The following is a 23,194-nucleotide window of genomic DNA, read 5'->3' on the forward strand; positions in this document are numbered from 1 at the left end:
CATAAGCATCCACATTTAAGTTCAAACACCGCAAAGAGCAGTTAATATGCATAAAATCAACAACATACCGATCGGGAAGTTTCTCCGGGTATTGGACTATCTAGACAAGGTTGGCATTGACTCCGCCGCTATAGCCAAAAGAGCCGGCATGGATGCCAATCATTTACTTAAGTCATCGCCAGACAGTGAATTGCCCGGTTATAAATACTCGAGCCTATACGAGCACGCCGCTGCCGCGATGCAAGAAATGGACATTGCGCTACCCTGGGGAGCGGGCATCGGCACCGACGTATTTCGCTTTATGTGTTACAGCATTATCAATTGCCAAAATTTAGGTTCAGCTATACAGCGCGCCGAACGCTACCAAAAAATGCTCCACCCAATAACCGGCTACCAGATTCACCTCAGCTGTGAAAACGGCATTGCTAAACTGCACTACGATTTTGATATAGACACGTTCAATAGTCGTTTCAGCCCTGACTCATGGGACAGAACCAGCCACTCAGACTCCATTGCCAAAGCATCGGGGCTGCGGGTGTGGTTTGCATTTATGGGTTGGCTGGTAGGCCGTGATATTGAAATTTCTGCACTAACTATATCCGCACCACCGGTATCCAAGGCCTATAGCGATAGCTTAGAGAATTTAACCGGTGTTCAGGCAGAATATAATGCCACTCATACCGCGATCTATTTTAGTGAAGACTACCTGCGCTTTCGCACCGTACACACCACAACATCGCTTGAAGCCTTTCTTGAACACTCCGTATTTTCGCTCATCACTCAGGATTCGAAATCTGCCAGCACCGGCGCCGCCATAAAATCATTGTTGGCAAAAAGTGGCACCGGTAGCTTACCCAGTTTTGAAGCCATGGCCGAAGATTTACATATGTCGCCGTCGAGTCTACGGCGCCGGCTTCACAGCGAAAACACCAGTTATCAAGAACTCAAAAATGTATACCGAAGTGATATCGCAACCCGCTTATTGCGAAATGAGAAATTAAAAATTCACGAAATTGGCGAGCAACTCGGCTTTTTAGAATCCAGCTCATTTATTCGATCCTTTCGCAGCTGGACCGGCTTAACGCCTAAGCAGTTCCGCTCACAAATTGAAGACCCGGATAGTGATATCGACTAGCCGTCAGTGCACAAACGACGGACATAAAAAAGGCGAGTAAACTCGCCGAAAAAACCGCAACAGGGAGACCCAGCCGGGTATAGATAGCAAACACCATCAAGAAAAACTATATTTACAAGCTCTACTCTAAGACAACAATGCACCCGCAAGTGCGGGAACATTGTCGGTACATATCACTGCTGCAGTCGAAGCAAACCAGCTCAAGCCCATGCATCAATAGCTGTAACGGACCTCCATACCAAAGGTGCGCGGCGCACCGTACTGCTCAGTAATTAAACCCAAGCCTTGGAAGTTAACACCGTAAGAGGGGTAATCATCGTCGGTAAGATTATTTACCCACAGCGACACCATCAGATCACCAGTCTCAACAGGAATCTCACTCAAGCTGAGCCGAGTGTTGATAATTGTGCGAGCGTCCATCGAGCTATTGGTATAAAGAATCGGTGTACCACCCAGAATTGATGGCGACAAACTAACTTGCTCCCAGGTGTCTTGCCAATTCGCGTCGACAAACAGGTTGAAGTTACCAATCCCAGTGTGCGCAAAGGTGTAATCCATACTGGCAGTTACTTTATTGCTCGGTGAGTTACCGCGCTTAGCTTCTGCACTGCCGTCAATGCATTGGTTATTGGCACAGGTATCCGGAAATTCTTCAAAGTCACCATTAATATAGGTATATGACAGACTCAGGACCATATCTTCAACTGCGGCCACAGCGATCTCAATCTCGCTCCCCCAACGTTCGGCTTTACCGGCGTTAATGGTTGTCGAGGTTACTCCACCCCCGGTGCTTTCAAGAGAGCTGGTCTGCAATTCGTCATACACATAAGTGTACAAACCAGCGTTCACCCGCAGACGTCTATCCCACCAATCAGACTTCACACCAACTTCCAATTGCTCAATAACTTCCTCTTCAAAACTATTGTTGAACACCTCGCCATTAAAACCGCCCGAGCGATAGCCGGTGGCATAGCGCACGAAGCTGTTTATATCGTCTGTGATGTCATACGCTGCAGTGACGTTGTAGCTAAAGTTATAAAAATTTTCATCCCGCGACAGCGCGCGTGCCGGAGAAACACCAAACGGCGTGCTAACCGAACCGTAGTCGTAATTGATCGCCTTTTTCTCTTCGGTGTAACGCATGCCGACGGTCAAGGCGAGGCGATTATCAAGCTCGGCAAAACGATAGGTACTTTGGCCGTAAATCGCCAAGGCGTCGGTTTCCAAACGGTACTTTTGATCATCGCGCCCCGCCAGCGGGATAGCAAAAGCCGCCTGCCGGTGATAGTTAGATTCATCTTCAAACCAAAATAAACCCAGCACGTAATCAAGTTGTTCAGTCGCACCAATGAACTGAAATTCCTGTGACAGCTGCTCGTACTCAGACAGCGTATCTTGCATGCTATGGCCGGCGCCTTGTTGATCTATGGCGTCCCAAAGTGAATCTACAGCCGGAAACGATGCGCCACCGCTGCCACCGTAATACTGAAGCAGCACGCCGTGAAGTCCGTCATTGTATGCACCCACCCCGTTGGCATCTAAGCTGCTATCGATATCATCCAGTTCACCGGCAACATAGGTCTCGGTTTCCCGCTGGGCGGTGATCGATTTAATCGTCACGTCACCTAGCATGCCTCGCTCGCCGAGCTGCCATTCCGCGGTAATCGCGTGACCATCAACCTCACTCTGAGTAATCGGTGTCGCCTCTGCTGCGCCGCCATCAGGTCGCCCCTCACCATTGGCTAACACCTGCTCATAGGCATCGATGGTTTTTTGAATCGATGGCAACCAACGACTACTAATACGCGGGTCAGCACCCGGCGCCATTGCCAGTTGGCCTGCGGTAGTTTGAGCAAAACGCAGGAAGCTTAAGCGATCACCACCTAGCGCTGGGCCTTCAGTAAAACCGACCACTTTCTGCAGCGTGTTGACTTCATCTAACTCGCTGTGATCGTAAACGTAATCGACGGTCACATTATCAGTTGGCTGCCAGCGCAGTGCGGCGCGCCACGCTTGGCGATCTAAACTGTCAAAGTCCTCTCCGCCAGAGTAATTATCGTAGAAGCCATCGCGATCTTTGGTCATAAAACTCACTGCGGTGGTTAACTTACCCGCACCTTCGCCAACCTCACCCAATGCATCAAAATCAACATTCGTTTTTAAGGTGCGCAGGCCGTAATTGCCTATGCCAGCTGTTACGTCTACCGCAAACTCTTCCAGCGGCTTTCTCGAAATAATATTCATGGCACCGGCGGTGGAGTTGCGACCATACAAGGTGCCCTGTGGGCCTCGCAAAACTTCAATACGCTCTATTTGCGCTAGATCCAGGGCAGAACCCAGCATCTTGCCAACGTATACGCCGTCGACATACATCCCGACAGCGGGATCCAGGGAGATATTAGCCGGTGAACCACCCGATATACCTCGGATGCTGAGGCTGGTGATACCACGCGAACCAGGGGCTGAATAGCCACCCATACCCGGCATGCTGGCAAACATATCGTCGGCATTGCTAATACCGCGTTTTTCAATGCCATCGCTAGTCAAAGCAGTGATCGCAATCGGCGTATCCTGCATAGATTCAACACGTCGCTCAGCGGTAACCAACACCTCTTCCAGCACATTTTCGGCGTGTACAGAATTAATTCCAGTGGCAACGCCGGCCAACACTACCGCTCTGATTGAATTGCTATATTTCATTTTATATATCCGATTTTTAGATTTATATAACGGTGCACTTGAAAAAAGATTGCGATCACACGCTGATCTTTTCATGGATACAAGATTAGCTAATCCGTTATTTTTAAGAAGAACAAAATCATCCAAAACTGTTATCGATTACGGTCACTGCCGCCCCGCACAAACGCCACAAGCTGAGCAATAGCCCCATCCAGGACACTTTCCGGAGGGGGTGGGGCCAATCCCTCAACACCGCAGCGACCGTTTACCTCCTCTTGAATTGAGCCGCACTCCGCCAGCGGCATGTAAAACTGCTTATACCAGCGCCTGCCGCGGGCAAAGGGGCCATCTGTTTTTATCTGTAGCACACGCAATGCGGGCTTTTTCTGCTTCCAAACCCCAAAATCTGCAGCTAGCGAATCGAGCGCGCCTGCCTGCAATTGCTTTGCCTGCTCTAATTCATCAGGGCCTGGCTTAGCTACCCCGCTGTTTACCAAAAGGCCGTGCCACAATTTCACACGCCCATCTTCTATTGGTGTATTGGCGATGATTTCAATACTTTCAACGTCACCAAACAGTTGGTGCGAAAGTAACACTCCCGGCCCGGTATACCAGGTTGTGGTGCGCAACATTGCTTGGTACTCCTTATGGAAACCGCCCTGATGTTGAATATAAATGTGATCGCGGAATTCATTTTCAAAATATTCACACGGCGCACCGTGAGTAGGCCCCAAATGTCGTGCATCCGCCATGTTATCGATAATTTCCTGGGGATGAACGGCCAACTCGCCAAGGTGATCCAAACGCCATTGAATCCACTCACTTTGCTGCCATTGCGGGACATCCGGCACCGGATAATGAGGCTCATTGCCGTCATTGTCATACCACATCCATATGCAGCCAAGACGCTCTGCAACGACATAGCTATTCAGTTTTGCCGACCGAGGTTTGGGGCCATCAAAGTAGGGAATATCATCACACACACCATCGGCACCGAAACGCCAACCGTGATACGGACAACGGATAGAATCACCTTCAATTTGCGCGCCCTCCCTCGCAATGATCGCGGTATCACTAGCTGCAATATGGCATTGCATATGAGGGCAGTGTGCATCTAAAAGCACAAGCTGACCGCTTTTACCTCGGTAGAGGGCAAAATCCTGGTCAAAAAAACGGAGCGCCAGGGGACGCTCAGTGAGCTCATGTGACTCCGCAATGACATACCAGCCACGGGCGAAGGTATGCGGCCCAAGACTGTATTCGGTAGATGTGGCCATAGTTAAACTCTAAATTGCGTCTGGACGGAGCATGGCATCATGGCCTCCGTCGACATAAAGAATGGAGCCGCTGACAAAGCTCGCCTCAGAGCTCAGTAAAAATCCAATAGCATCGGCAATATCTTTGACTTCACCGGCACGGCCGAGAGGAATTGCAGCAAGGAATTCTCGAATCGCAGCACTGAATTTAGGGTCGTTCTCAGTGGCCATCGTCATCGCCGTTCGGGTGTAGCCCGGCGCAACCGCATTGATGCGCACGCCTGCACGGGCATACTCTGGCGCGTTGCGCCGCAGCCATTTCGATATTGCCTGCTTGGAACCACTGTATGCGGCGTGAGGGGATATCTCGCTCAGGGTCTGAGACAGCAAGGCACGATCATCATTTAGCAGAGCGGCGACATAGTTGGGGTCGGTCTCGTGCGGAGCAGAGTTAGATGATGTTAGCACCGCAGAACCTCGAACGGCGGCCAAGACGTCTTTCAAGCCCTCTAGCAAGGCGATGGAGCCATAAAAATTGACTTCCGGGATCAGTGCGGCGTTAGGGCTAGCCCCGCCCACACCAGCGCAACAGACCAGGCCATTCAAGCCCTGCTCACTTATTTCCAGGCACCGCTGAAGTGCCTTGCTGCGACCCTCTTCACTGGCAAGATCGGCAATGATATCGCCTTCCCGGCAATCCAATCTGACCACTTTTTCGCCGTCGTCTTCCAAACGCTGACTTATCGCTGCGCCAATTCCAGACGCCGCTCCTGTCACGATATACAATCCCATTTTTTAATCCTCAATATCGGCCATAGACCTTATGAAACTCGGGCTTGGCCGCCATCTAGCGCGATGGTCTGGCCATTGACATAGCGGCTGTGCTCACTGCACAACATGCTGACAAAATCGCCAATATCTTCCTTGCACTCACCAATGCGGCGCAGCGGGATGGAGGCGATGAATTCAGCGGCCTCTTGGGGCCTATTTTCTGTCCAGGTTTTTAATCCCGGCGACATGGCGTGAGGCAAAATAACATTGCAGCGAATACCCTCAGCACCCCACTCACAGGCCGCAGCGCGGCTGATCGAACGAATTGCTTCTTTTACTGCCGCGTAAGCGCCGTAACCCGACATATCCCAGCGCATGCCAACCGACGACGCCAAATTTATAATTACTCCATCGCCACGCAAATACGGATAACAAAGCTTCATAAGCCGTAAAGTCGCCATCGGCCCGGACTGCCAGCCAGCCTCAATTTTTTCCTCGGCTACCGCTAACAGTGTGCCCAAGGGCACCTCCTGAGCGTTGTTGACCAGAATTTGAATACCACCGGTTTCATTCACGACGCGCTCAATTGCCGCCGCCAATTCACCCGCATTCTTAACATCGACGGCAATCGTTATCGCCTTACCGCCAGCGTGCTCAATCAGGCTTCGACTGATCTCCAGTTTTTCTAAACTACGACCCAGCAGGGCCACCGTCGCGCCGCGCTCTGCGAGCGATATGGCAATACCTTGACCGACACCCTGGCCCGCACCGGTCACCACCGCCGTTTTATTTATTAAAAACCGATCGTTCATTCATCACCCCTTTAAATACCTGAGCCAATACTAACTTCACTCGCGCGACGGCAAGCCCACAAAAACAACTAATTTTATGAACATTTTCTCGACTAGTGAGCTGGGTTGTTTTGCTTATAAATTTGAATGGAAATGTCCTGAGCATTATTTAGCGCAAGGACTATGCTGCGCAGCTGTTCACAGAATCGACAACACAGTATTAAGAAACCCCTGACAGGAGAGCCAGCATGAAATTCAGTTATAACCCCAGTATGTGTCCGCCGGATCAATATGCGGCTTTAACACTGGCGGCTGAAGAGGCAGGGTTTCATAGCATTTCCTTTCCCGACAGTCTCTGCTATCCAGAGCATTCATCAAGTAACTATCCTTACAATGGCGATGGTTCGCGAGAGTTTCTAAAAGATCTTCCCTTTGTAGAACCGCTGGTTGCTATTCCCTACTTAGCCGCAATCACTACAAAAATTCGCTTCAACACCGGCGTCTATAAGCTCGCGGTGCGACAACCTGTTGCGGTGGCAAAACAAATATCGACGCTCGCCATACTAAGCAATAACCGCTTTGATTTCGGCATTGGCTTAAGTCCTTGGCCGGAAGATTTTGAAGCCTGCCACATACCGTGGGAAAAACGCGGCGAGCGCTTTGACGACCAAATTAAAATTCTTCGGGGTTTACTGAGCGGCGACTTTTTTGCCTATGAAGGTGCGCAGTTGAGTTTGAACAGCATCAAACTCTGCCCTGTTCCCACAGACCCAATTCCGATTATTGTCGGCGGGCATTCTGACGCGGCATTGCGCCGCGCAGCCAGATTAGGTGACGGCTGGATTGGTGCTGGCGCCAGCGCCGAGGAATACAGCGTTCTTATCAACAAGCTACAGGAATTCAGAAAGCAATTTCAACGGGATCACTTACCGTTTGCCATCCATGTCAGCTCAAAAGATGCCTATCATCAGGCCGGCCAAGACGCACTGGCGGCCCTCGGTGTAAGCGAGTGTCATATCGCTTTCCGCAACCCCTATGACGGCAAGCCAGACACCCAAAGCGTCGATGCCAAGGTTCAACAACTTCAGCACTTTGCAAGACAGTTTATTTTCTAGGGTCTCTCCCCGCGTTCCGCCAACATTGTTGGCGGTTTTTTTATTTTAATTCTGACAAGACAGCTGACTGTAATGCAGCATCGAGCTAATCAAATCACTATTGCAGATATGCAAGTAGCAACTGCAAAAGCTCCTCTCTAAATTCAGGATCAGCCAGCAAATCAGCTTGTTCTATTAAAGCCTGCCTAAGATTTCCCTGCAGTGTCTGCTCTATTAAGCGACCGCGAAAACGCGGATTACCTTTACATTGATGCTTGACTAAAAAAGGCTCCAACCACGCCTGCCAAGACGGATTATTTTGTAATTGCGTCAGCTCATTAATATAGCGATGAATATCAAAACTGTGTTGATACTCTCGAAAAAAATCGGGATCGAGTTTAAGCAAGGCCAGTAATTGTTCGCACTCTAAATCAATAATTTTGGCCAAGGTATCACTTAAAGAGTGATTCGAAAGTCTATTAAATTCTCGAAAGCGCTGACTTGCCTGCTCCGCCAGTTCCTCCATTGTCTTGTCGTAAACGTCGGCAAGAATGGCCTCCTTGCTCGGGAAGTATTGATATAGCGACGCAATATTCACACCCGCAACATCCGCAATGCGCTGCGTGGTTAATTTACCTGCGCCCTCTTCATCTAGAATTTTCAGGCATGCCTGTTGAATGGCGTGCACAGTAAACAGGGAGCGACTCTGCTTGGGTAATTTCCGCGCTCGTGGCGGTTGCTTTTCTGTCATGGCGGCAAGGCTCAAGTGAAAAATGTAAACAGGCTGCTCAAATTTTTATAATTATTTAAAAAAACCATTATAAACATACACTTACACTGCCTCATAAAAACTCAAAATGCCAGTTGTTATCACTTCACCTAAGCCTCTAGGCTAAGTCTTATCGACAATCAAAAGGGACCTATCTGGTGTATTTTGACTTTACCTATTATGCCCGTGTTTTACGACATGTGTGGTGTTTAAAAAACTGGCCAGGCCGATCTCGAATGTTACGGAAATTACTGCTGTGGCTGCCCCTGCAATCGCTTTTTCACAGCCTGTGCTTTTTATTAGATTATCTGTTTTTTCCGCGCCTATGGCGGCAGCGGGTAGATCGCCCAGTATTTATTGTTGGCCACGCCCGCAGTGGCACGACATTGTGCCACCGCCTCTTAGCGGCCGACGGTGATCATTTTAGCTATTTTCTATATTGGGAGCTGCTATTCCCTTCACTGCTACAAAAAAAGCTCATTCGCGCACTTGCTAAACTCGATCACGCCTTGGGACAACCCTGCAAGCGCCGATTAAAAAAATGGGATGACAAAACCTTCGGCAAATTTCGCCATATTCACAATATGAGTTTGTGGAATGCCGAGGAAGACCAGTTTGTAATGCAAGCCGCTTTTGTTACCCAACAGTGGGCAGTCGATATTCCGCTAATGGATAAAATCGATCTCTATCATGTTGATAATATGTCTACAAAAAAGCGCCGGCGGTGGATGCACCACTACCGCGAGTGCGTCAAAAGACAATTATTATTAAATGGTGGCAATCGCACTCACCTAAGCAAGAATCCGCTTATGTGCGGTTGGGTGGCCGCCATCATTGAGACCTTTCCAGATGCACGCATCGTCGTCATGATGCGCAATCCCAACGATTGCATTCCCAGCACACTAAAACTGTTAGAGCTTAGCTGGCAGGGTAAAGGGTGGAAGCCCTCTCAATATGCCTCCTCGCTTCGCGTAATGACCGACATCGCCTTTGACTCTATGCGCCACCCCAGCGAAGTCTTAAATAAACATCCCGACACGCCGCATGTATTTATCGATTATCGCCAAATTACCGCCGAACCCAGGCAGGCCATTTATCGTCTCTATGAAGCATTGGCTATGCCGGTGTCTGCGGACTTTGACGCATGGCTATTGCATCAAGAAGACAAAGAGCGCAGCCACAAAAGCCACTTTGAATATACTATCAATGATTACGAACTCTCCCACCGCGAGATTGAATCGAAACTCGGCGATTTATTTGACGAGTACCAGTGGCCGCGTTTGAGCGGTGAGAATCCCTCTCAGACGATGGAGACAATAAATGGATAGTGCATCAGTCAGCCGTGACAACAAAGAGAGTAAAGAACGCCTTAAGGCCGCCTGGGATGATTTAATCGAGGAATTGCAGTTAGCCCGCGACGCCATCGATAATCCGGCGTTTTTTCCACCCGAGGCCAGCGATCGTAATTTAGCAGAAGGTTACCGCTACCTTGCGGGATTTATGCACCACGCCGTTGAGCGCGCATTCCATGAAGATGCGGATTTCCCTGCTTTCCGCAATGGTTTGTCGGTGTATAACAAGTCCACCATCGACAACGCCGACGCTATCTATTTTTACGCCCCCATCGACGGTAAAAGACATTACCGCGTGCATGGCAATATCGCCGACCACCGTCACTGGCGCGGTGAAGCGCGCGCAGAAAGTGGTCCACTAGCTCCTCAATACCTGATTTTTGAAGTTCACAGCGGCCCGATGTCTGGCGACTCAGGTGATTTAAGAGAACTGGCCGCCGGTGGTAGAACCGGCTTTGGCAGCTTAGACACCTCTTCACTATTGGTGGCCGACAATGGCGACTTCGAATTATTACTCGGCCCTGAAAAACCCGCCGGTTATAGCGGCAATTTCGTGTGCACACGCAAGCCGCCCAGTAAGCGCAATCCAGACGGCGATGATCGCTATGCTGACTATATAAGTGGCCGCCAGCTCTTCTACGACTGGGGCCGTGAGCAAGCCATACAATTAAATATTAGCGCCTTAGATACCGAAGGTTGTTCACCCCCAGCACTGGATAGCGAGCGCGGTGCCGAGCAGTTGCGCCGCATGGGCGGTATTATTCGCGGGCAAATGCACTTCTGGTTGGCATTCTACGAAAAAGTCCTGAACTGCAATCAGCGGGCGGTGGAACAGGGTCGCTATTTTATGCCAGTCAACGCCTACAACCAGCCCAACGCTGCCTCGGGGGATACCGGCGGCGGTATGAGCACCAATATTTATGCCGGGGGCATTTTTGATCTCGCCGACGATGAAGCGCTGCTTATCGAGGCCAGTTACAGCGGCGAGCCCGTCTATACCAGTATCCACCTCGGCAATCTCTGGGGCGAGTCACCAGATTACGCCAATCACCAAAGTAGCCTCAATGGCTTTCAAACGCATATGTCGGCCGATGGTATTCAGCGTTGGGTCGTCGCCCACCGCGATCCCGGTGTGCCAAATTGGGTCGACACCACCGGCCTAAGGCGAGGCTTTTTATCAAACCGCTGGGCCTATTGCCAGCTGCCAGAACAAGCGCAGTGGCCGCAAATCAAAGCGCGCAAAATCAACTTCGAAGAGATTGCCAGCAGTTTCCCAACAGACACACCATGTATCTCAGCCGCCCAGCGCAAAGCCACCATTGCCGAGCGCCAACAACATGTGCAACGGCGGTTCAGAGTTTTTTAATTTGAGACCTCAGATATTAACTCACACCCCCTCTGTATTTGGCGGTGGATTTAACAAACGAAGCAAGACATGAACGTATTGGTCGTCGGCGGATCTGGCCTGATTGGTGGCGAGATTGCATTACACCTCAAATCCCAGGGTCACGATGTCACTATCATGGCCCGCAAAGTGCGTAGCTTGGGGTGAGCTCCGCGAACCCCAACATTCCCAACGGTGGCACCAAAGCATTTCCAAGTGCTCTTCCACCCACCTGAATCCGCCATACAAATAAAAAAGCCCCAGTCTTGCGACTGGCGTAATATTGAAAACGCGTGTGGTTCACATAGAAGGGATAAATCAAAACAGCCTTGAGGCTGTATTGACCCTACGTGCTGCGCCATTCGCAAAGACACGCGAATAGCTTGTTCAAAACGCTGGCGCAATTGGTAATTCAATTCGCCTAGGGGCGATTTAAACCCTACGTGCTGCGCCATTCGCAAAGACACGCGAATGGCTTGTTCAAAACGCTGGCGCAATTGGTAATTCAATTCGCCTAGGGGCGATTTAAACCCTACGTGCTGCGCCATTCGCAAAGACACGCGAATGGCTTGTTCAAAACGCTGGCGCAATTGGTAATTCAATTCGCCTAGGGGCGACTTGAACCCTTCGGGCTGCGCCATTCGCAAAGACACGCGAATGGCTTGTTCAAAACGCTGGCGCAATTGGTAATTCAATTCGCCTAGGGGCGACTTGAACCCTTCGGGCTGCGCCATTCGCAAAGACACGCGAATAGCTTGTTCAAAACGCTGGCGCGTTTTGTCGAACCGGAGGGTTCTGCCGAACCTGCGTCAACACCACACAAATAAAAAAAGCCCCAATCTTTCGACTGGAGCCTTTTTTATTTGTATGGCGGAGAAGGAGGGATTCGAACCCTCGATGCAGGATTAACCGCATACTCCCTTAGCAGGGGAGCGCCTTCAGCCACTCGGCCACCTCTCCGGGATATCTCTCTGCTTGGTAATTCCGATTGCGCAATTATCCAAAAAGTAGAGTGTTAATCAGCACATAGCGCTGTTTAACGAATCGGGCGGCATGATACCACACTGAGAAAATAAGCAAAGACCTAGAGCCTATTTTTCGGCGTTTTACTTGTTGCCGTCTTTCTCTGTTTGAATGCGATCGTAGATTTCTTCGCGATGAACAGCGATATCTTTCGGTGCATTAACACCCAAACGAACCTGGTTGCCTTTTACACCGAGTACAGTGACAGTGACTTCATCACCGACCATTAAAGTCTCACCAATACGACGAGTTAAAATTAACATTTTGGCATCTCCTTGTAAGAGCCCACCGCTTCACTCTACTGCCATTCCTTCGACAACCTAGAGTTCGAGCGATTTAGATTAAATAGTGGGCTCCGAATCCAAATCAAACGCTGTGTGCAGCGACCGAACGGCTAGCTCCAAATATTTTTCATCAACCACCACCGAAATTTTTATTTCAGATGTTGTGATCAACTGAATGTTGATTGACTCCTCTGCCAGAGTTTTAAACATTTTGCTGGCAATACCAGCATGGGAGCGCATTCCTACGCCGACCAAAGACACTTTGGCAATTTTGTCATCGGTTTTGACTTCTCGCGCACCTGTTTGTTTCACCAGATTGCGCACAATGGCTTCAGCCTTTGCCATATCGCCACGACTTACCGTAAAAGTAAGGTCTGTGGTGTTGTCTTCTGCTACGTTCTGAACAATTACATCGACTTCAATATTTGCATCGCTGACTGGGCCGAGTATCTGATAGGCCAAGCCCGGGGTGTCTGGTACACCTAACACTGTAATCTTTGCTTCATCGCGGGTGAAAGCAATACCCGAAATTGCCGGGTTTTCCATATCTGATTGTTCCTCTAAGCTAATCAATGTCCCGGGACCGTCCTGGAAAGCGTGAAGTACCCGTAACGGTACATTGTATTTTCCCGCAAACTCCACAGAGCGAATTTGCAATACCTTTGATCCCAAACTGGCCATTTCCAGCATTTCTTCAAAGGTAATACGATCTAGTCGACGCGCTTTACTCACCACCCGAGGGTCAGTGGTATACACCCCATCAACATCCGTATAAATCTGGCACTCGTCTGCTTTCAATGCCGCAGCCAAGGCAACACCGGTTGTATCTGAGCCACCGCGACCTAAGGTCGTGATATTACCGTTCTCATCTACACCCTGAAAACCCGCAACAACAACGACATTGCCCGCCGCTAGGTCTTCTCTAATTTTGACATCATCGATATCCCGAATTCGCGCTTTAGTATGCGCTTCGTCAGTCAGGATTCGCACCTGCGTGCCGGTATACGACTTTGCACCTTGCCCCAGATCATGCAAGGCCATACACAACAGGGAAATGGTCACCTGTTCGCCAGTCGACACCAGCACATCTAATTCACGGGGAGTCGGCGTTGACTGCATGGCCTTAGCCAATTCGATCAGTCGATTGGTCTCGCCACTCATTGCCGACACCACAACGATGATATCGTGTCCCTGTTCGCGAAAGCCCGCCACCTTCTGAGCTACCGCTTTTATACGCTCGACTGTCCCGACCGAGGTACCACCAAATTTTTGAACTATCAGACTCATGATTCGCTTCTACTTAATGAACACCCGCCGCAGAGGGCGCTCATTAAACACCAGATCAAATTTAAAGGAAATGGCTCAGTGCCGGCTATACGTGATTTACGAAGCCAGCCGCTATTTTGCAAGGCAATATTCCCGCACCGCCAACAGCGCCGCGGGTATCGCCGCACTGTCTGTTCCACCCCCCTGGGCCATATCGGGGCGGCCACCGCCCTTGCCACCCACCGCTTCAGCGGCGAGCTTCATAATATCTCCGGCTTTAAAACGACCGGTAAGGTCTTTTGTCACGCCGGCAACCAAGGACACCTTGTCGCCCTCATCCGCCGCCAGCAATAAAACACCTGAACCCATCTTGTTCTTCAGCTGATCTGCTGTGTCGCGCAGTGATTTGGCATCGGCGCCGTCGAGCTTGGTCGCCAATACTTTAATGCCATTAATTTCCTCAACCAGACTCATTAGTTCATTTCCGGCGGAGCTGGCCAATTTGCCTTTTAGCGCACTTAACTCTTTTTCCAACTGCTTTTGCTGAGAAAGCAGCTGCTGTACTTTGTCGCCAAGCTTGTCTCGACCCGTTTTTAACAGGCCGGCCAACTGGCTCAATTCGCTTTCTGCGCTGTCAAATGCCGCCAGCGCCGCTGCGCCAGTCACTGCCTCTATACGGCGAACGCCAGCCGCAATGCCTGATTCAGCGGTAATACGCATCACGCCAATATCGCCGCTGCGCTGAACATGGGTACCACCGCAAAGCTCGATAGAGAAATCGCCCCCCATGCTAAGAACCCGAACGCTATCGCCATATTTTTCGCCGAAAAGCATCATAGCGCCGCGCTTACCGGCACTTTCCATGTCCATCACTTCGGTTTTAACTTCGGTATTTAAGCGAATCTGCTGATTTACCAAGCCCTCGATTTCAGCGAGTTGCTGCTTGGTGACCGCCTCAAAATGGGAGAAGTCAAAGCGCAAGCGCTCGGAGTCAACTAAAGACCCTTTCTGGCTAACGTGCTCGCCTAGGACTTGGCGCAAGGCCGCGTGCAATAAATGGGTGGCCGAATGGTTTAGGGCCGTCGCTTGACGAACGTCACTATCAACCGTCGCCTGCAAGGTTTCGCCTTCAGCAATAACACCGCTCAAGACCACGCCGTGATGCAAATGGTGACCACCTGACTTGTGTGTGTCACGCACTTCAAAGCGCACGCCATCCGCCGTCAAATAGCCTGTATCACCAGCTTGACCGCCGGATTCACCATAGAACGGGGTGCGCTCTAAAATGATAATCCCCTCATCACCTTCTTTCAGCGAACTCACACGTTGACCGTCGCGCAAAATCGCCAGTACTGGGGCGTCGTCGGCCAAGTCTTGATAACCAGAGAACGTGGTTTCACCGTCTAGTGCCAATTCGTCGCTCAAATCAACTTTGAAATTGGAGGCCGAGCGAGCGCGGGTGCGCTGCGCTTCCATGGCCGACTCAAAGCCATCAAGGTCCACACTCAGGCCCTTTTCACGGGCAATATCAGCAGTAAGATCAACAGGAAAGCCATAGGTATCATAAAGACGGAAAACGGTATCACCGGGAATTTGGCTGCTACTTAAATCCTGTAAATCTTGCTCGAGAATTTTCATGCCCTGCTCAAGAGTCTTGGCGAATTGCTCTTCTTCTTGCAGCAATACTTTCTCTATTTGTGCCTGCCGAGTAATTAACTCTGGGTAGGCCTCACCCATTTCGGCGGCCAGTGGCGCGACTAATTTGTGGAAAAACGCCGCGTTAGCGCCGAGTTTGTTACCATGACGCGCCGCGCGGCGAATAATCCGGCGCAGTACGTAACCGCGACCTTCATTGGACGGCATAACGCCATCTGATACCAAAAAAGCGCAGGAGCGAATATGGTCAGCGATCACGCGTAGTGAGGTATGTTCAAGATCGGCCACATTCAACACCGCAGCGGTTGCCGCAATTAGATTTTGGAACAAATCAATTTCGTAATTGCTGTGCACGTGCTGCATTACGGCAGAGATACGCTCCAGGCCCATGCCGGTGTCCACCGAGGGCGCAGGTAGCGGCGCCATCGTGCCATCTGCATCGCGGTTAAACTGCATAAACACGTTATTCCAGATTTCGATATAGCGATCGCCATCTTCATCCGGGCTGCCCGGCGGGCCGCCGAACACGTCTTCACCGTGGTCGTAAAAAATTTCAGTACAGGGGCCACAGGGACCGGTATCACCCATCGACCAAAAATTGTCTGAGGCGTACTTTTCGCCCTTATTGTCGCCAATGCGTACCATGCGCTCAGCGGGAACACCGATTTGCTCATTCCAAATCTGATACGCCTCGTCATCGTCGGAGTACACAGTGACCCACAGTTTTTCAGCGGGAATACCCATCCATGCTGGCGAGGTCAAAAACTCCCACGCAAAGGTAATCGCGTCGTGTTTAAAGTAATCGCCAAAACTGAAATTACCCAGCATCTCAAAGAAGGTATGGTGACGGGCGGTGTAGCCGACATTCTCTAAATCATTATGCTTACCACCCGCGCGCACACAGCGCTGGGAGCTTACTGCCCGAACATAATTGCGTTTTTCGCGCCCAAGAAAGGCATCTTTGAATTGCACCATCCCCGCATTGGTAAACAGCAAGGTCGGATCATTACCCGGTACGAGTGAACTACTGGCAACGTGGGTATGTCCTTTGCCTTCAAAATATTGAATAAAGGCTTCGCGAATGGCGGCGCTTTTCATTGAAACTTTCTCACTCCGTGGGCATTTTAGGTGGCTGGCAACAATTGCATAACAGCCGCGCGCCACAGATGGATCTGCGGCGAAAAAACGCCAAGTATATCGAAATAACGGGTATTTGTATCTTGTTCAGAGCGTGCGCACAACCTGGCCGTGCGACGCATCTACACTGGCAGAGAATTTAGACTAGCCGAGTTTTTCATCCGTGCTTAAAACTCGCGCCTCAGACTCCAACATCACCGGAATACCATCGCGAATGGGGTAGGCTAAACCGCTTGCACGGCACACTAATTCATTGCGCTGCTCGTCGTAATCCAGCGGCGCTTTGCTAACGGGACAGACCAGTATTTCTAATAGTTTCTTATCAATCATTGGTTTTTATACACTCAAAATTCATTGATTTCAGGTTTAGTGCAGCTCGTCGCAAAGTCCAAGCTGACAACACAGCTATTCTGCCCCTTGCTGCTGCGGCATCGGCCCTATAATTAAGGCGGGATCAAGGCGTCGATCTGCCCAATTTATTCGCCAGTCTAAATGCGGACCAGTCGCTCGCCCGGTCGCACCGACCTCAGCAATGGCATCACCCTGCTGCACCACTTGGCCTTCTTCCACGAGAATTTTACTCAGGTGAATAAAGGTCGACGACACACCCAAACCGTGATCGATAATCAAGGTGCCGCCAGAATAAAACATATCTGGGTAGGCCAAGGTCACGACGCCATCGATGGGTGCCGACACTCTGGTGCCAGTCGGCGCGGCAATATCTAAGCCGTAGTGAGGACGACCAGGGCTGCCATTATAGACACGCTGACTGCCGAATACACCCGTGATCGGGCCTATTAGCGGCCACGTAAACTCTTTGACAAAATCCTGCCGCGTAGAAAATTGACTGCGCGCCGCACTCACCAACGCTCCTTCACGCCTAATTCGCTCCAGCACACTGGCCGGTGGCGTGACGGTTTGCTGGGGCACGCCATTAACGCGTTGAATATCATAGCTGCGCTGCGCAATGCTAAGCACTTGGTTTTCGCAGGCGCCCGCTGGCTTGCATACCTTTAGGGCAGCAATTGGTTTAGCGTCGCGATCAAAGCCCGCCACGAACAATCCATTATCGGCCACCGGCACAGACTTACCGTCGAGGCTAACCGTGCTCCCCAGATCAACTGTCGCCCAAATCAAGCCGCCCTGCTCCAAGCTGCCGTTCAGCTCAAGCTCCCCACCGTAGGACATCGGCACCAAAGCTAATGAGAGAACACTTGCCGCAAACCACTTTTTCATCATTCCGCTATCCTTTAATCACGATCGCTGCGCTACCATACCGCGCTATGATTCCTTAAATACACCGCTGACGCCACTAACAATGACTCGCTACCGCCCCCCAAGCCCCAAAGGCGCCTGCTATATCACCCCTGAAGGTGAAAAGGCCTTGCGCGACGAAGTTCGTCAACTCTGGAAAGTAGAGCGCCCAACGGTCACCGCCACCGTACACGAAGCGGCAAAGAACGGCGATCGTTCAGAGAACGGTGATTATATTTACGGCAAACGCCGTCTCCGTGAAATTGACAGTCGCGTGCGCTTCCTCACTAAGCGCCTGGAAGAACTGAACGTGGTAAGCCACATACCCAGCGACCAAAACAAAGTCTATTTTGGCGCGTGGGTCACCATTGAAAACGACAGTGGCGAAGAGAGTGAATATCGTATCGTCGGTCCCGATGAATTTGACTTAAGTCTGCGCAAATTATCGATGGACTCACCACTTGCGAAGGCGATGTTAGGTAAAAGACTAGATGACGAGGTCATTGTCACTACACCAAAAGGTCAACAGAGCTATTACATCACCGCTATTAGATACAATGAGGCCTCAGTTTTATAAAGCTAAGACGCATCTTGGTATAAGGACTGTCATTTGGTCGGCAGTAGAGATCGCCATACGCATGACCTATTATGGTCGCATATTAAATCTCCCCCCTCTTAAAGAGAACACACTATGTTGCTGCTATCACTTATCTGGGCTTGGACGGCCTGGAATGTTTACCACCCCCACAAATCTAAACCCGAATTTTTGGGTATATTAAGCTTTATCCTTGGCTACATAACGGGTGAGCTCGCCCTGCACGTAATCGCCATTGAAGTCGGCTTAACACTCATCATTATCATGCTCGGTGAGCTCAGCGGACTAAGTGATGCACTGGGCCTTGCCATTGCGCTCTGCAGCTGGACCGCCATCGCCGTCTTTTACTTTAGAGCCCAGCGCGCCGACCCCATCATGGCTCAAGCCGTTCGCTATGCACTGCAATTAGCGCCGGAGCAAACACTTGACACATCCAGTTCATTCCTAATAGAACCCGACGCTAAGCGCCTCGCCAAACCCTTTTCATATAAGTTGGCAAACGTAAAACGTCACAAAAATATTGAATACTCCCGGGTAAACGGTCGCTCACTGCGTGTCGATATTTATCAAAGAAACGATGCCCCCAAAAACGCGCCCGTGCTATTTCAGATGCACGGTGGTGCGTGGCTGGAAAACATGGGGAGCAAGAACGAACAGGCCTTGCCGCTTATGACTCAAATGGCCGCCAATGGCTGGGTCTGTGTGGCGGTTGAATACCGCCTTAGCCCAGGATCAACATTCCCCGACCACATTATCGACTGCAAGCGTGCCCTGCACTGGATTAAAGAAAACATTGGCGAATACGGCGGCAACCCCGACTTTGTAATTGCTACCGGCGGCTCCGCCGGCGGCCACTTATCCAGCCTACTTGCACTGAGCGCCAACGCGCCGGAATTCCAACCCGGATTTGAAAGCGCCGATACCACGGTGCAAGGCTGCATACCGTTCTACGGCGTTTACGACTTTTTAAATAGCCAAGGTCAACGCAGCAGTGAATCTTTAAGTCAGTGGGTTTCTGCCAAGGTGCTGAAAAAGACGCGCGCAGAATCACCGGAGTTGTGGCGCCAAGCTTCCCCTCTATACTGGGTGCACAAGGATGCTCCGCCATTCTTAATTATTCACGGCGAGGCCGACACGCTGGTGCCGGTAGAAGAATCGCGCGTCCTATATAGCGCGCTGAAAGAAGTGTCGAATCAAGCTGTGAGCTTTGCCGAATTACCCGACGCACAGCACGCATTTGAATTAGCGATATCACTGCGCACACAGATTGTTGTGAACCATTTAACGGGATATTTAAACGAGCTCTATCGCCGCCACTTAGAAAATAAAACCACGTCGCCCGCGGTTGACGAAGAGCCGGTAGAAACCGAGCAACTCGAAGATCAGACTTAAAAACCGCGCAATAAAAAGGGGAGCACTGCTCCCCTTTTTATTGCCACTAAATTAGATCAAAACGGTATCCACGACTTTTTATCGCTGTAGTGAACATAGCCGACGCTGGCACCCGCTCGCAAACCGACACCAGTTCTAATTGGCGCCAGAACGAGATCACCATTTTTTTGATAGTTCACACCAACACCCGCGACCACATAAAAACTGCCATCAACGCCGGGGATACGCTGCATTAATTGCGTCATATCGGTCAAATTGTAAACCAGCGTAAAGACCTTAGATGCGTTAGCACCCATGTCAAAACCAAGCGACGGCCCTTGCCAAAAAATCGGCAGCACGTCGCCACTGTATAGCTGCACCTCGCCCTGTCCATAACGCACACCAACACCTAAGGCTGCAGACACCTCTTCGCCCGCAATAATGGCATTAGGACTGCCCTGCTCAGCAAACACCTTCTCAATTGCCTTAGCCAAGCCAGCAGTGGTTTCACCAAAGAAGCCATCTGCCTTTTCTAATACCTGCTCCTTGGTAAAACCTTCTGTGGACTTGGTTTTGCTCGCATGATCGTCAGCTAGAACAGACACAGAGCTCATCGCCACAATGAACATAAAGCTACGTATCAGGTACTGAAATTTCGCATTTAAAAATCGCATTTCATTCTCCACCGTTAATTCCCACTTATCCGTGTATTGTATATTTATAGCACAATTTACAAAAACTCCTCGCTAAGCGACGTAAAGACTTGCCGCAAATCACCTGCCGCGCTGTGCAACAATATCTGTAATTTCAATAGTGCCGATACGCTAATCGCGTCGGTAATTCGGCCATCCAACGCCATCGCAATAGCTTCCCCCAGCGGTAAACGACAGACCTCAATGTCGTGTTCGCTCGCCTCTAAATCGGCATCACCCTGCACTAGTTCCATCGCCAAGAACACCTCTGCTCGCTCATCGGTGACCGAATTCGAGGTGTGCAAATCCATTAATTTTGCCCAGCGCTTTGCGCTTAAGCCGGTTTCTTCAGCCAATTCTCTAGATGCCGTGAGCAGCGGCGAGCTACCTAATGGACAACCCCCTTCTGGAATTTCCCAGCTATCTTCTTCCAATGTATAGCGGTACTGCTTTACTAAAAACGTATTCCCCTCGTCATCAATAGGAATCACGCCTACCGCTACACTCTGAAAACAAATTTTGCCGTAAATTCCATCGGTGCCGGCAGGGGTCTTAACCTCGTGGTGCTCTAGTCTAAGCCAGGGGTTTTCATAAACGACTTGGCGACTAACTTGCTGCCAAGGGCCCAGTTTTTTGGTCATATTGTCTCCAGTAGTGGCGCTATTCGCTCGCGAAGTCGAGGCAGTACATCGCACTCAAACCATGGGTTGCGTCGCAACCACATTTGGTTGCGCGGCGAAGGATGAGGAAGAGGGAAAAACTTACTGTTAGGAGGATAATTTTGCACCCGATCAGTTAGATTTTTAAAATTATCTTGCAGATAATAATTTTGTGCATACTGACCAATGAGCAAGACCAAGTCGACCGCCGGCATCTGCGCAAGCAAACGCGCATGCCATTGCGGAGCGCACTCTTTACGGGGTGGTAAATCACCGGACCGTCCTTTGCCAGGGTAGCAAAACCCCATCGGCATAATCGCCAAGCGCGTATCGCTGTAGAACTGATCGCGGTCAATCGCGAGCCACTGTCGCAATCTATCGCCTGAGGGGTCATTCCATGGAATACCACTCTCATGAACACGCATCCCCGGTGCCTGACCGATAATAAGTAATCGCGCAGACGCATTCGCAATGACAATGGGGCGCGGCCCAAGCGGCAAATATTCCGCACAAAGTTGGCAACCGCGGACAGCGGACAATAGGGCAGTTAAGGTTTCCATGCCGGTATTGTGCGCTGCCTAATTTGATGGCGGCAAGCCCAGTGTTATTTTAATTCAGCTAAAAAGACGGGTTTACTCGTCAGTTATACCTAAAGCAGACAGAGTTTCTGAGGATAAACGCCCCGTCGCCAAGCCCTTTTTCTTTTGAAAATCATGGATAGCCGCCAGTGTGTGCTTGCCAAATACGCCATCTAAACCACCAGTGTCGTAATCCAATTTACGCAAAGCCCGCTGCACTTTATAGCCGAGCTCTTTGCTCATCTCACGCTCGCACGGCACCATACGCCACGCCAATCGCGCATCACTGACCTTCTCACGATAGGCGTAATCTTTATACACCGGCGCTACCTGATGGGTAACCTCCCTCTCAGCTTGGCGTACCCGCTGCGTTTTTACGGTTTTATATTTGGCTGGCACCCGTTCCTCTATGGTGTGCTCGGGAACATCAACTACCTTTTTACGCAGCGTTTCATAAACACCAGGTTCAGTCGTCTTGCGGTATTTAGCTGGCTCAACAAGCACCTGTTTCTTGATTTGCCGATACCGCGCGGGGATGCGCACTTGATGAACAATCTCGCCACTTTCCTCATCAATTTTTTCGATATCGCCTCGGCCTACCTGCCATACCCATTCTTCTGGCGTTTCAATCACCTCTTCAATGACAACATCATAGCGCGCCGGACTCACCAACACCTGCGTACTCCTGGGAGGTAACACCAGCGTCCGCTCTTCCTGCCATTTATACGTTGCGGGCACAACGGTAAGACGGACATGGGCCTCGCTGACTAATACCTTTTCATCTACCCATTCCAACTCAGCGGGAATAAGCTCCTTGCGCTCGCTGGCCTCTTTTACCAAACGGCGCTCAATGCGGTCTACATACACCGGCGGCGCCATTAACTTTGCATAGCAACGTCCGGTTTCTGCGTCAGGGGGAATCGCGGGGAGGATATCGCTGCCATCAACACTGGGAGTTCGCGCCTTCATCTTCTCAATTTCGATCAAGGCGTCCGCCAGCGAGGTCTCCAAAGAGGAAATACGCTCCTCCTTCGGGCTGGGCTCAGTAGCTAATTGACCCACTAATGGTGGCGAAAGTGATGAGCATGCACCAGATCCCAATATGCCCAGCACTGCAACAACTCGCATCACTAGCCTGCACCATTTTGTTGGTGTACTGCCCTGTCTAGCCAAAACCACTGCAAGCCTCTTAATAATGATGTTAGATCGCATCATCTTATAACGCGAAAGCTAAATATATCGAGAGCCTAAACCCACTAAATCCTATTATTTTCGACGACTAAGGCACACTAAATCATTCCGTGTTTTACTGGATTTAGAATCTCGGCGGCCAAAGTGGAATTGCGCCAAATTTGCTCAGCATATAGCAGATGTGAATATGCCAATTTGTATCGTGAATGTGCCGCTATCTGCAGCGAAGAACTGAACTGATCGCGGAAAATTGCCAA

22 protein-coding genes and 1 tRNA gene are annotated in these 23,194 nt (G+C 50.4%); 7 read left to right on the forward strand and 16 right to left on the reverse strand.

What is annotated here, in order from left to right; genetic code table 11:
• Positions 1-46 precede the first annotated feature (46 nt).
• A complete protein-coding gene (locus KXJ70_RS17275; protein ID WP_219044800.1) occupies positions 47-1,135 on the forward strand; it encodes an AraC family transcriptional regulator ligand-binding domain-containing protein in 1,089 nt (362 codons plus the stop codon).
• A 213-nt stretch (positions 1,136-1,348) separates the two neighbouring features.
• Here the strand turns inward: KXJ70_RS17275 and KXJ70_RS17280 are convergent, their stop codons facing one another.
• From KXJ70_RS17280 to KXJ70_RS17295, 4 genes are all read right to left on the reverse strand, one after another.
• Complete coding sequence (locus KXJ70_RS17280) at positions 1,349-3,835, reverse strand: TonB-dependent receptor (protein WP_219044801.1); 2,487 nt, start codon at positions 3,833-3,835, stop codon at positions 1,349-1,351.
• A 131-nt stretch (positions 3,836-3,966) separates the two neighbouring features.
• Positions 3,967-5,091, reverse strand: coding sequence for a Rieske 2Fe-2S domain-containing protein (locus KXJ70_RS17285; protein ID WP_219044802.1), 1,125 nt, complete (start codon positions 5,089-5,091; stop codon positions 3,967-3,969).
• Between the two features lie 9 nt (positions 5,092-5,100).
• Positions 5,101-5,862 carry an SDR family oxidoreductase gene (locus KXJ70_RS17290; protein WP_219044803.1) on the reverse strand — a complete coding sequence of 254 codons (762 nt, stop codon included), beginning with the start codon at positions 5,860-5,862 and terminating at the stop codon, positions 5,101-5,103.
• Positions 5,863-5,891: 29 nt separating this feature from the next.
• Entirely contained in the window at positions 5,892-6,653 is a 762-nt protein-coding gene (locus tag KXJ70_RS17295; RefSeq protein ID WP_219044804.1) for an SDR family NAD(P)-dependent oxidoreductase, read from the reverse strand.
• Between the two features lie 227 nt (positions 6,654-6,880).
• Between KXJ70_RS17295 and KXJ70_RS17300 the strand changes: the two genes are divergently transcribed.
• Positions 6,881-7,747, forward strand: a complete 867-nt coding sequence (locus tag KXJ70_RS17300) for a TIGR03619 family F420-dependent LLM class oxidoreductase (protein ID WP_219044805.1) — start codon at positions 6,881-6,883, stop codon at positions 7,745-7,747.
• Positions 7,748-7,844: 97 nt separating this feature from the next.
• Here the strand turns inward: KXJ70_RS17300 and KXJ70_RS17305 are convergent, their stop codons facing one another.
• Positions 7,845-8,477, reverse strand: a complete 633-nt coding sequence (locus KXJ70_RS17305; protein ID WP_219044806.1) for a TetR/AcrR family transcriptional regulator — start codon at positions 8,475-8,477, stop codon at positions 7,845-7,847.
• Positions 8,478-8,731: 254 nt separating this feature from the next.
• On the opposite strand from KXJ70_RS17305, the gene KXJ70_RS17310 reads away from it, so the two are divergent.
• From KXJ70_RS17310 to KXJ70_RS17320, 3 genes are all read left to right on the forward strand, one after another.
• A complete protein-coding gene (locus tag KXJ70_RS17310) occupies positions 8,732-9,823 on the forward strand; it encodes a sulfotransferase (RefSeq protein WP_255558557.1) in 1,092 nt (363 codons plus the stop codon).
• Positions 9,816-11,213, forward strand: a complete 1,398-nt coding sequence (locus KXJ70_RS17315) for a hypothetical protein (RefSeq protein ID WP_219044808.1) — start codon at positions 9,816-9,818, stop codon at positions 11,211-11,213. The genes KXJ70_RS17310 and KXJ70_RS17315 overlap by 8 nt, the downstream gene beginning before the upstream one ends.
• A gap of 69 nt (positions 11,214-11,282) precedes the next feature.
• The gene (locus KXJ70_RS17320; RefSeq protein ID WP_219044809.1) at positions 11,283-11,399 is read left to right on the forward strand and encodes an NAD-dependent epimerase/dehydratase family protein; all 117 of its coding nucleotides are present in this window, start codon (positions 11,283-11,285) and stop codon (positions 11,397-11,399) included.
• Here KXJ70_RS17320 and KXJ70_RS17325 read toward each other — a convergent pair.
• The 7 genes from KXJ70_RS17325 to KXJ70_RS17355 form a co-directional block, all read right to left on the reverse strand.
• On the reverse strand, positions 11,354-11,965 hold the full coding sequence (locus KXJ70_RS17325) for a tetratricopeptide repeat protein (RefSeq protein ID WP_219044810.1): 612 nt from the start codon (positions 11,963-11,965) through the stop codon (positions 11,354-11,356). The genes KXJ70_RS17320 and KXJ70_RS17325 overlap by 46 nt on opposite strands.
• A 134-nt stretch (positions 11,966-12,099) precedes the next feature.
• Positions 12,100-12,191, reverse strand: a tRNA-Ser gene (locus KXJ70_RS17330).
• A 146-nt stretch (positions 12,192-12,337) separates the two neighbouring features.
• Positions 12,338-12,517 carry a carbon storage regulator CsrA gene (gene csrA, locus KXJ70_RS17335; RefSeq protein WP_103685796.1) on the reverse strand — a complete coding sequence of 60 codons (180 nt, stop codon included), beginning with the start codon at positions 12,515-12,517 and terminating at the stop codon, positions 12,338-12,340.
• A gap of 78 nt (positions 12,518-12,595) precedes the next feature.
• On the reverse strand, positions 12,596-13,825 hold the full coding sequence (locus tag KXJ70_RS17340; protein WP_219044811.1) for an aspartate kinase: 1,230 nt from the start codon (positions 13,823-13,825) through the stop codon (positions 12,596-12,598).
• Positions 13,826-13,936: 111 nt separating this feature from the next.
• Entirely contained in the window at positions 13,937-16,558 is a 2,622-nt protein-coding gene (gene alaS / locus KXJ70_RS17345; protein WP_219044812.1) for an alanine--tRNA ligase, read from the reverse strand.
• Positions 16,559-16,741: 183 nt separating this feature from the next.
• The gene (locus KXJ70_RS17350) at positions 16,742-16,927 is read right to left on the reverse strand and encodes a Trm112 family protein (RefSeq protein ID WP_219044813.1); all 186 of its coding nucleotides are present in this window, start codon (positions 16,925-16,927) and stop codon (positions 16,742-16,744) included.
• Positions 16,928-17,002: 75 nt separating this feature from the next.
• On the reverse strand, positions 17,003-17,836 hold the full coding sequence (locus KXJ70_RS17355) for a M23 family metallopeptidase (protein WP_219044814.1): 834 nt from the start codon (positions 17,834-17,836) through the stop codon (positions 17,003-17,005).
• 79 nt (positions 17,837-17,915) lie between these two features.
• Here KXJ70_RS17355 and greB point away from each other — a divergent pair, with 79 nt between their 5' ends.
• Together greB and KXJ70_RS17365 are read left to right on the forward strand one after the other, a co-directional pair.
• Positions 17,916-18,428, forward strand: a complete 513-nt coding sequence (gene greB / locus KXJ70_RS17360; RefSeq protein ID WP_219044815.1) for a transcription elongation factor GreB — start codon at positions 17,916-17,918, stop codon at positions 18,426-18,428.
• A 114-nt stretch (positions 18,429-18,542) separates the two neighbouring features.
• Positions 18,543-19,838, forward strand: coding sequence for an alpha/beta hydrolase (locus KXJ70_RS17365; RefSeq protein WP_219044816.1), 1,296 nt, complete (start codon positions 18,543-18,545; stop codon positions 19,836-19,838).
• A gap of 56 nt (positions 19,839-19,894) precedes the next feature.
• Here the strand turns inward: KXJ70_RS17365 and KXJ70_RS17370 are convergent, their stop codons facing one another.
• The 4 genes from KXJ70_RS17370 to KXJ70_RS17385 all read right to left on the reverse strand — a co-directional run bounded on the left by KXJ70_RS17370 (position 19,895) and on the right by KXJ70_RS17385 (position 22,874).
• Entirely contained in the window at positions 19,895-20,491 is a 597-nt protein-coding gene (locus KXJ70_RS17370) for a DUF1134 domain-containing protein (protein WP_219044817.1), read from the reverse strand.
• 56 nt (positions 20,492-20,547) lie between these two features.
• A complete protein-coding gene (locus tag KXJ70_RS17375) occupies positions 20,548-21,150 on the reverse strand; it encodes an NUDIX domain-containing protein (protein ID WP_219044818.1) in 603 nt (200 codons plus the stop codon).
• Positions 21,147-21,728: a uracil-DNA glycosylase family protein gene (locus KXJ70_RS17380; protein WP_219044819.1), complete on the reverse strand. Its 582-nt coding sequence runs from the start codon at positions 21,726-21,728 to the stop codon at positions 21,147-21,149. The genes KXJ70_RS17375 and KXJ70_RS17380 overlap by 4 nt, the downstream gene beginning before the upstream one ends.
• A 72-nt stretch (positions 21,729-21,800) precedes the next feature.
• Positions 21,801-22,874 (reverse strand): peptidoglycan-binding domain-containing protein, encoded by a 1,074-nt coding sequence (locus KXJ70_RS17385; RefSeq protein WP_255558565.1) that lies wholly within the window; start codon positions 22,872-22,874, stop codon positions 21,801-21,803.
• Between the last annotated feature and the right edge of the window lie 320 nt (positions 22,875-23,194).

It is taken from the genome of Zhongshania aquimaris (assembly GCF_019312595.1).
In the GTDB taxonomy this organism is placed as follows: Bacteria; Pseudomonadota; Gammaproteobacteria; order Pseudomonadales; family Spongiibacteraceae; genus Spongiibacter; species Spongiibacter aquimaris.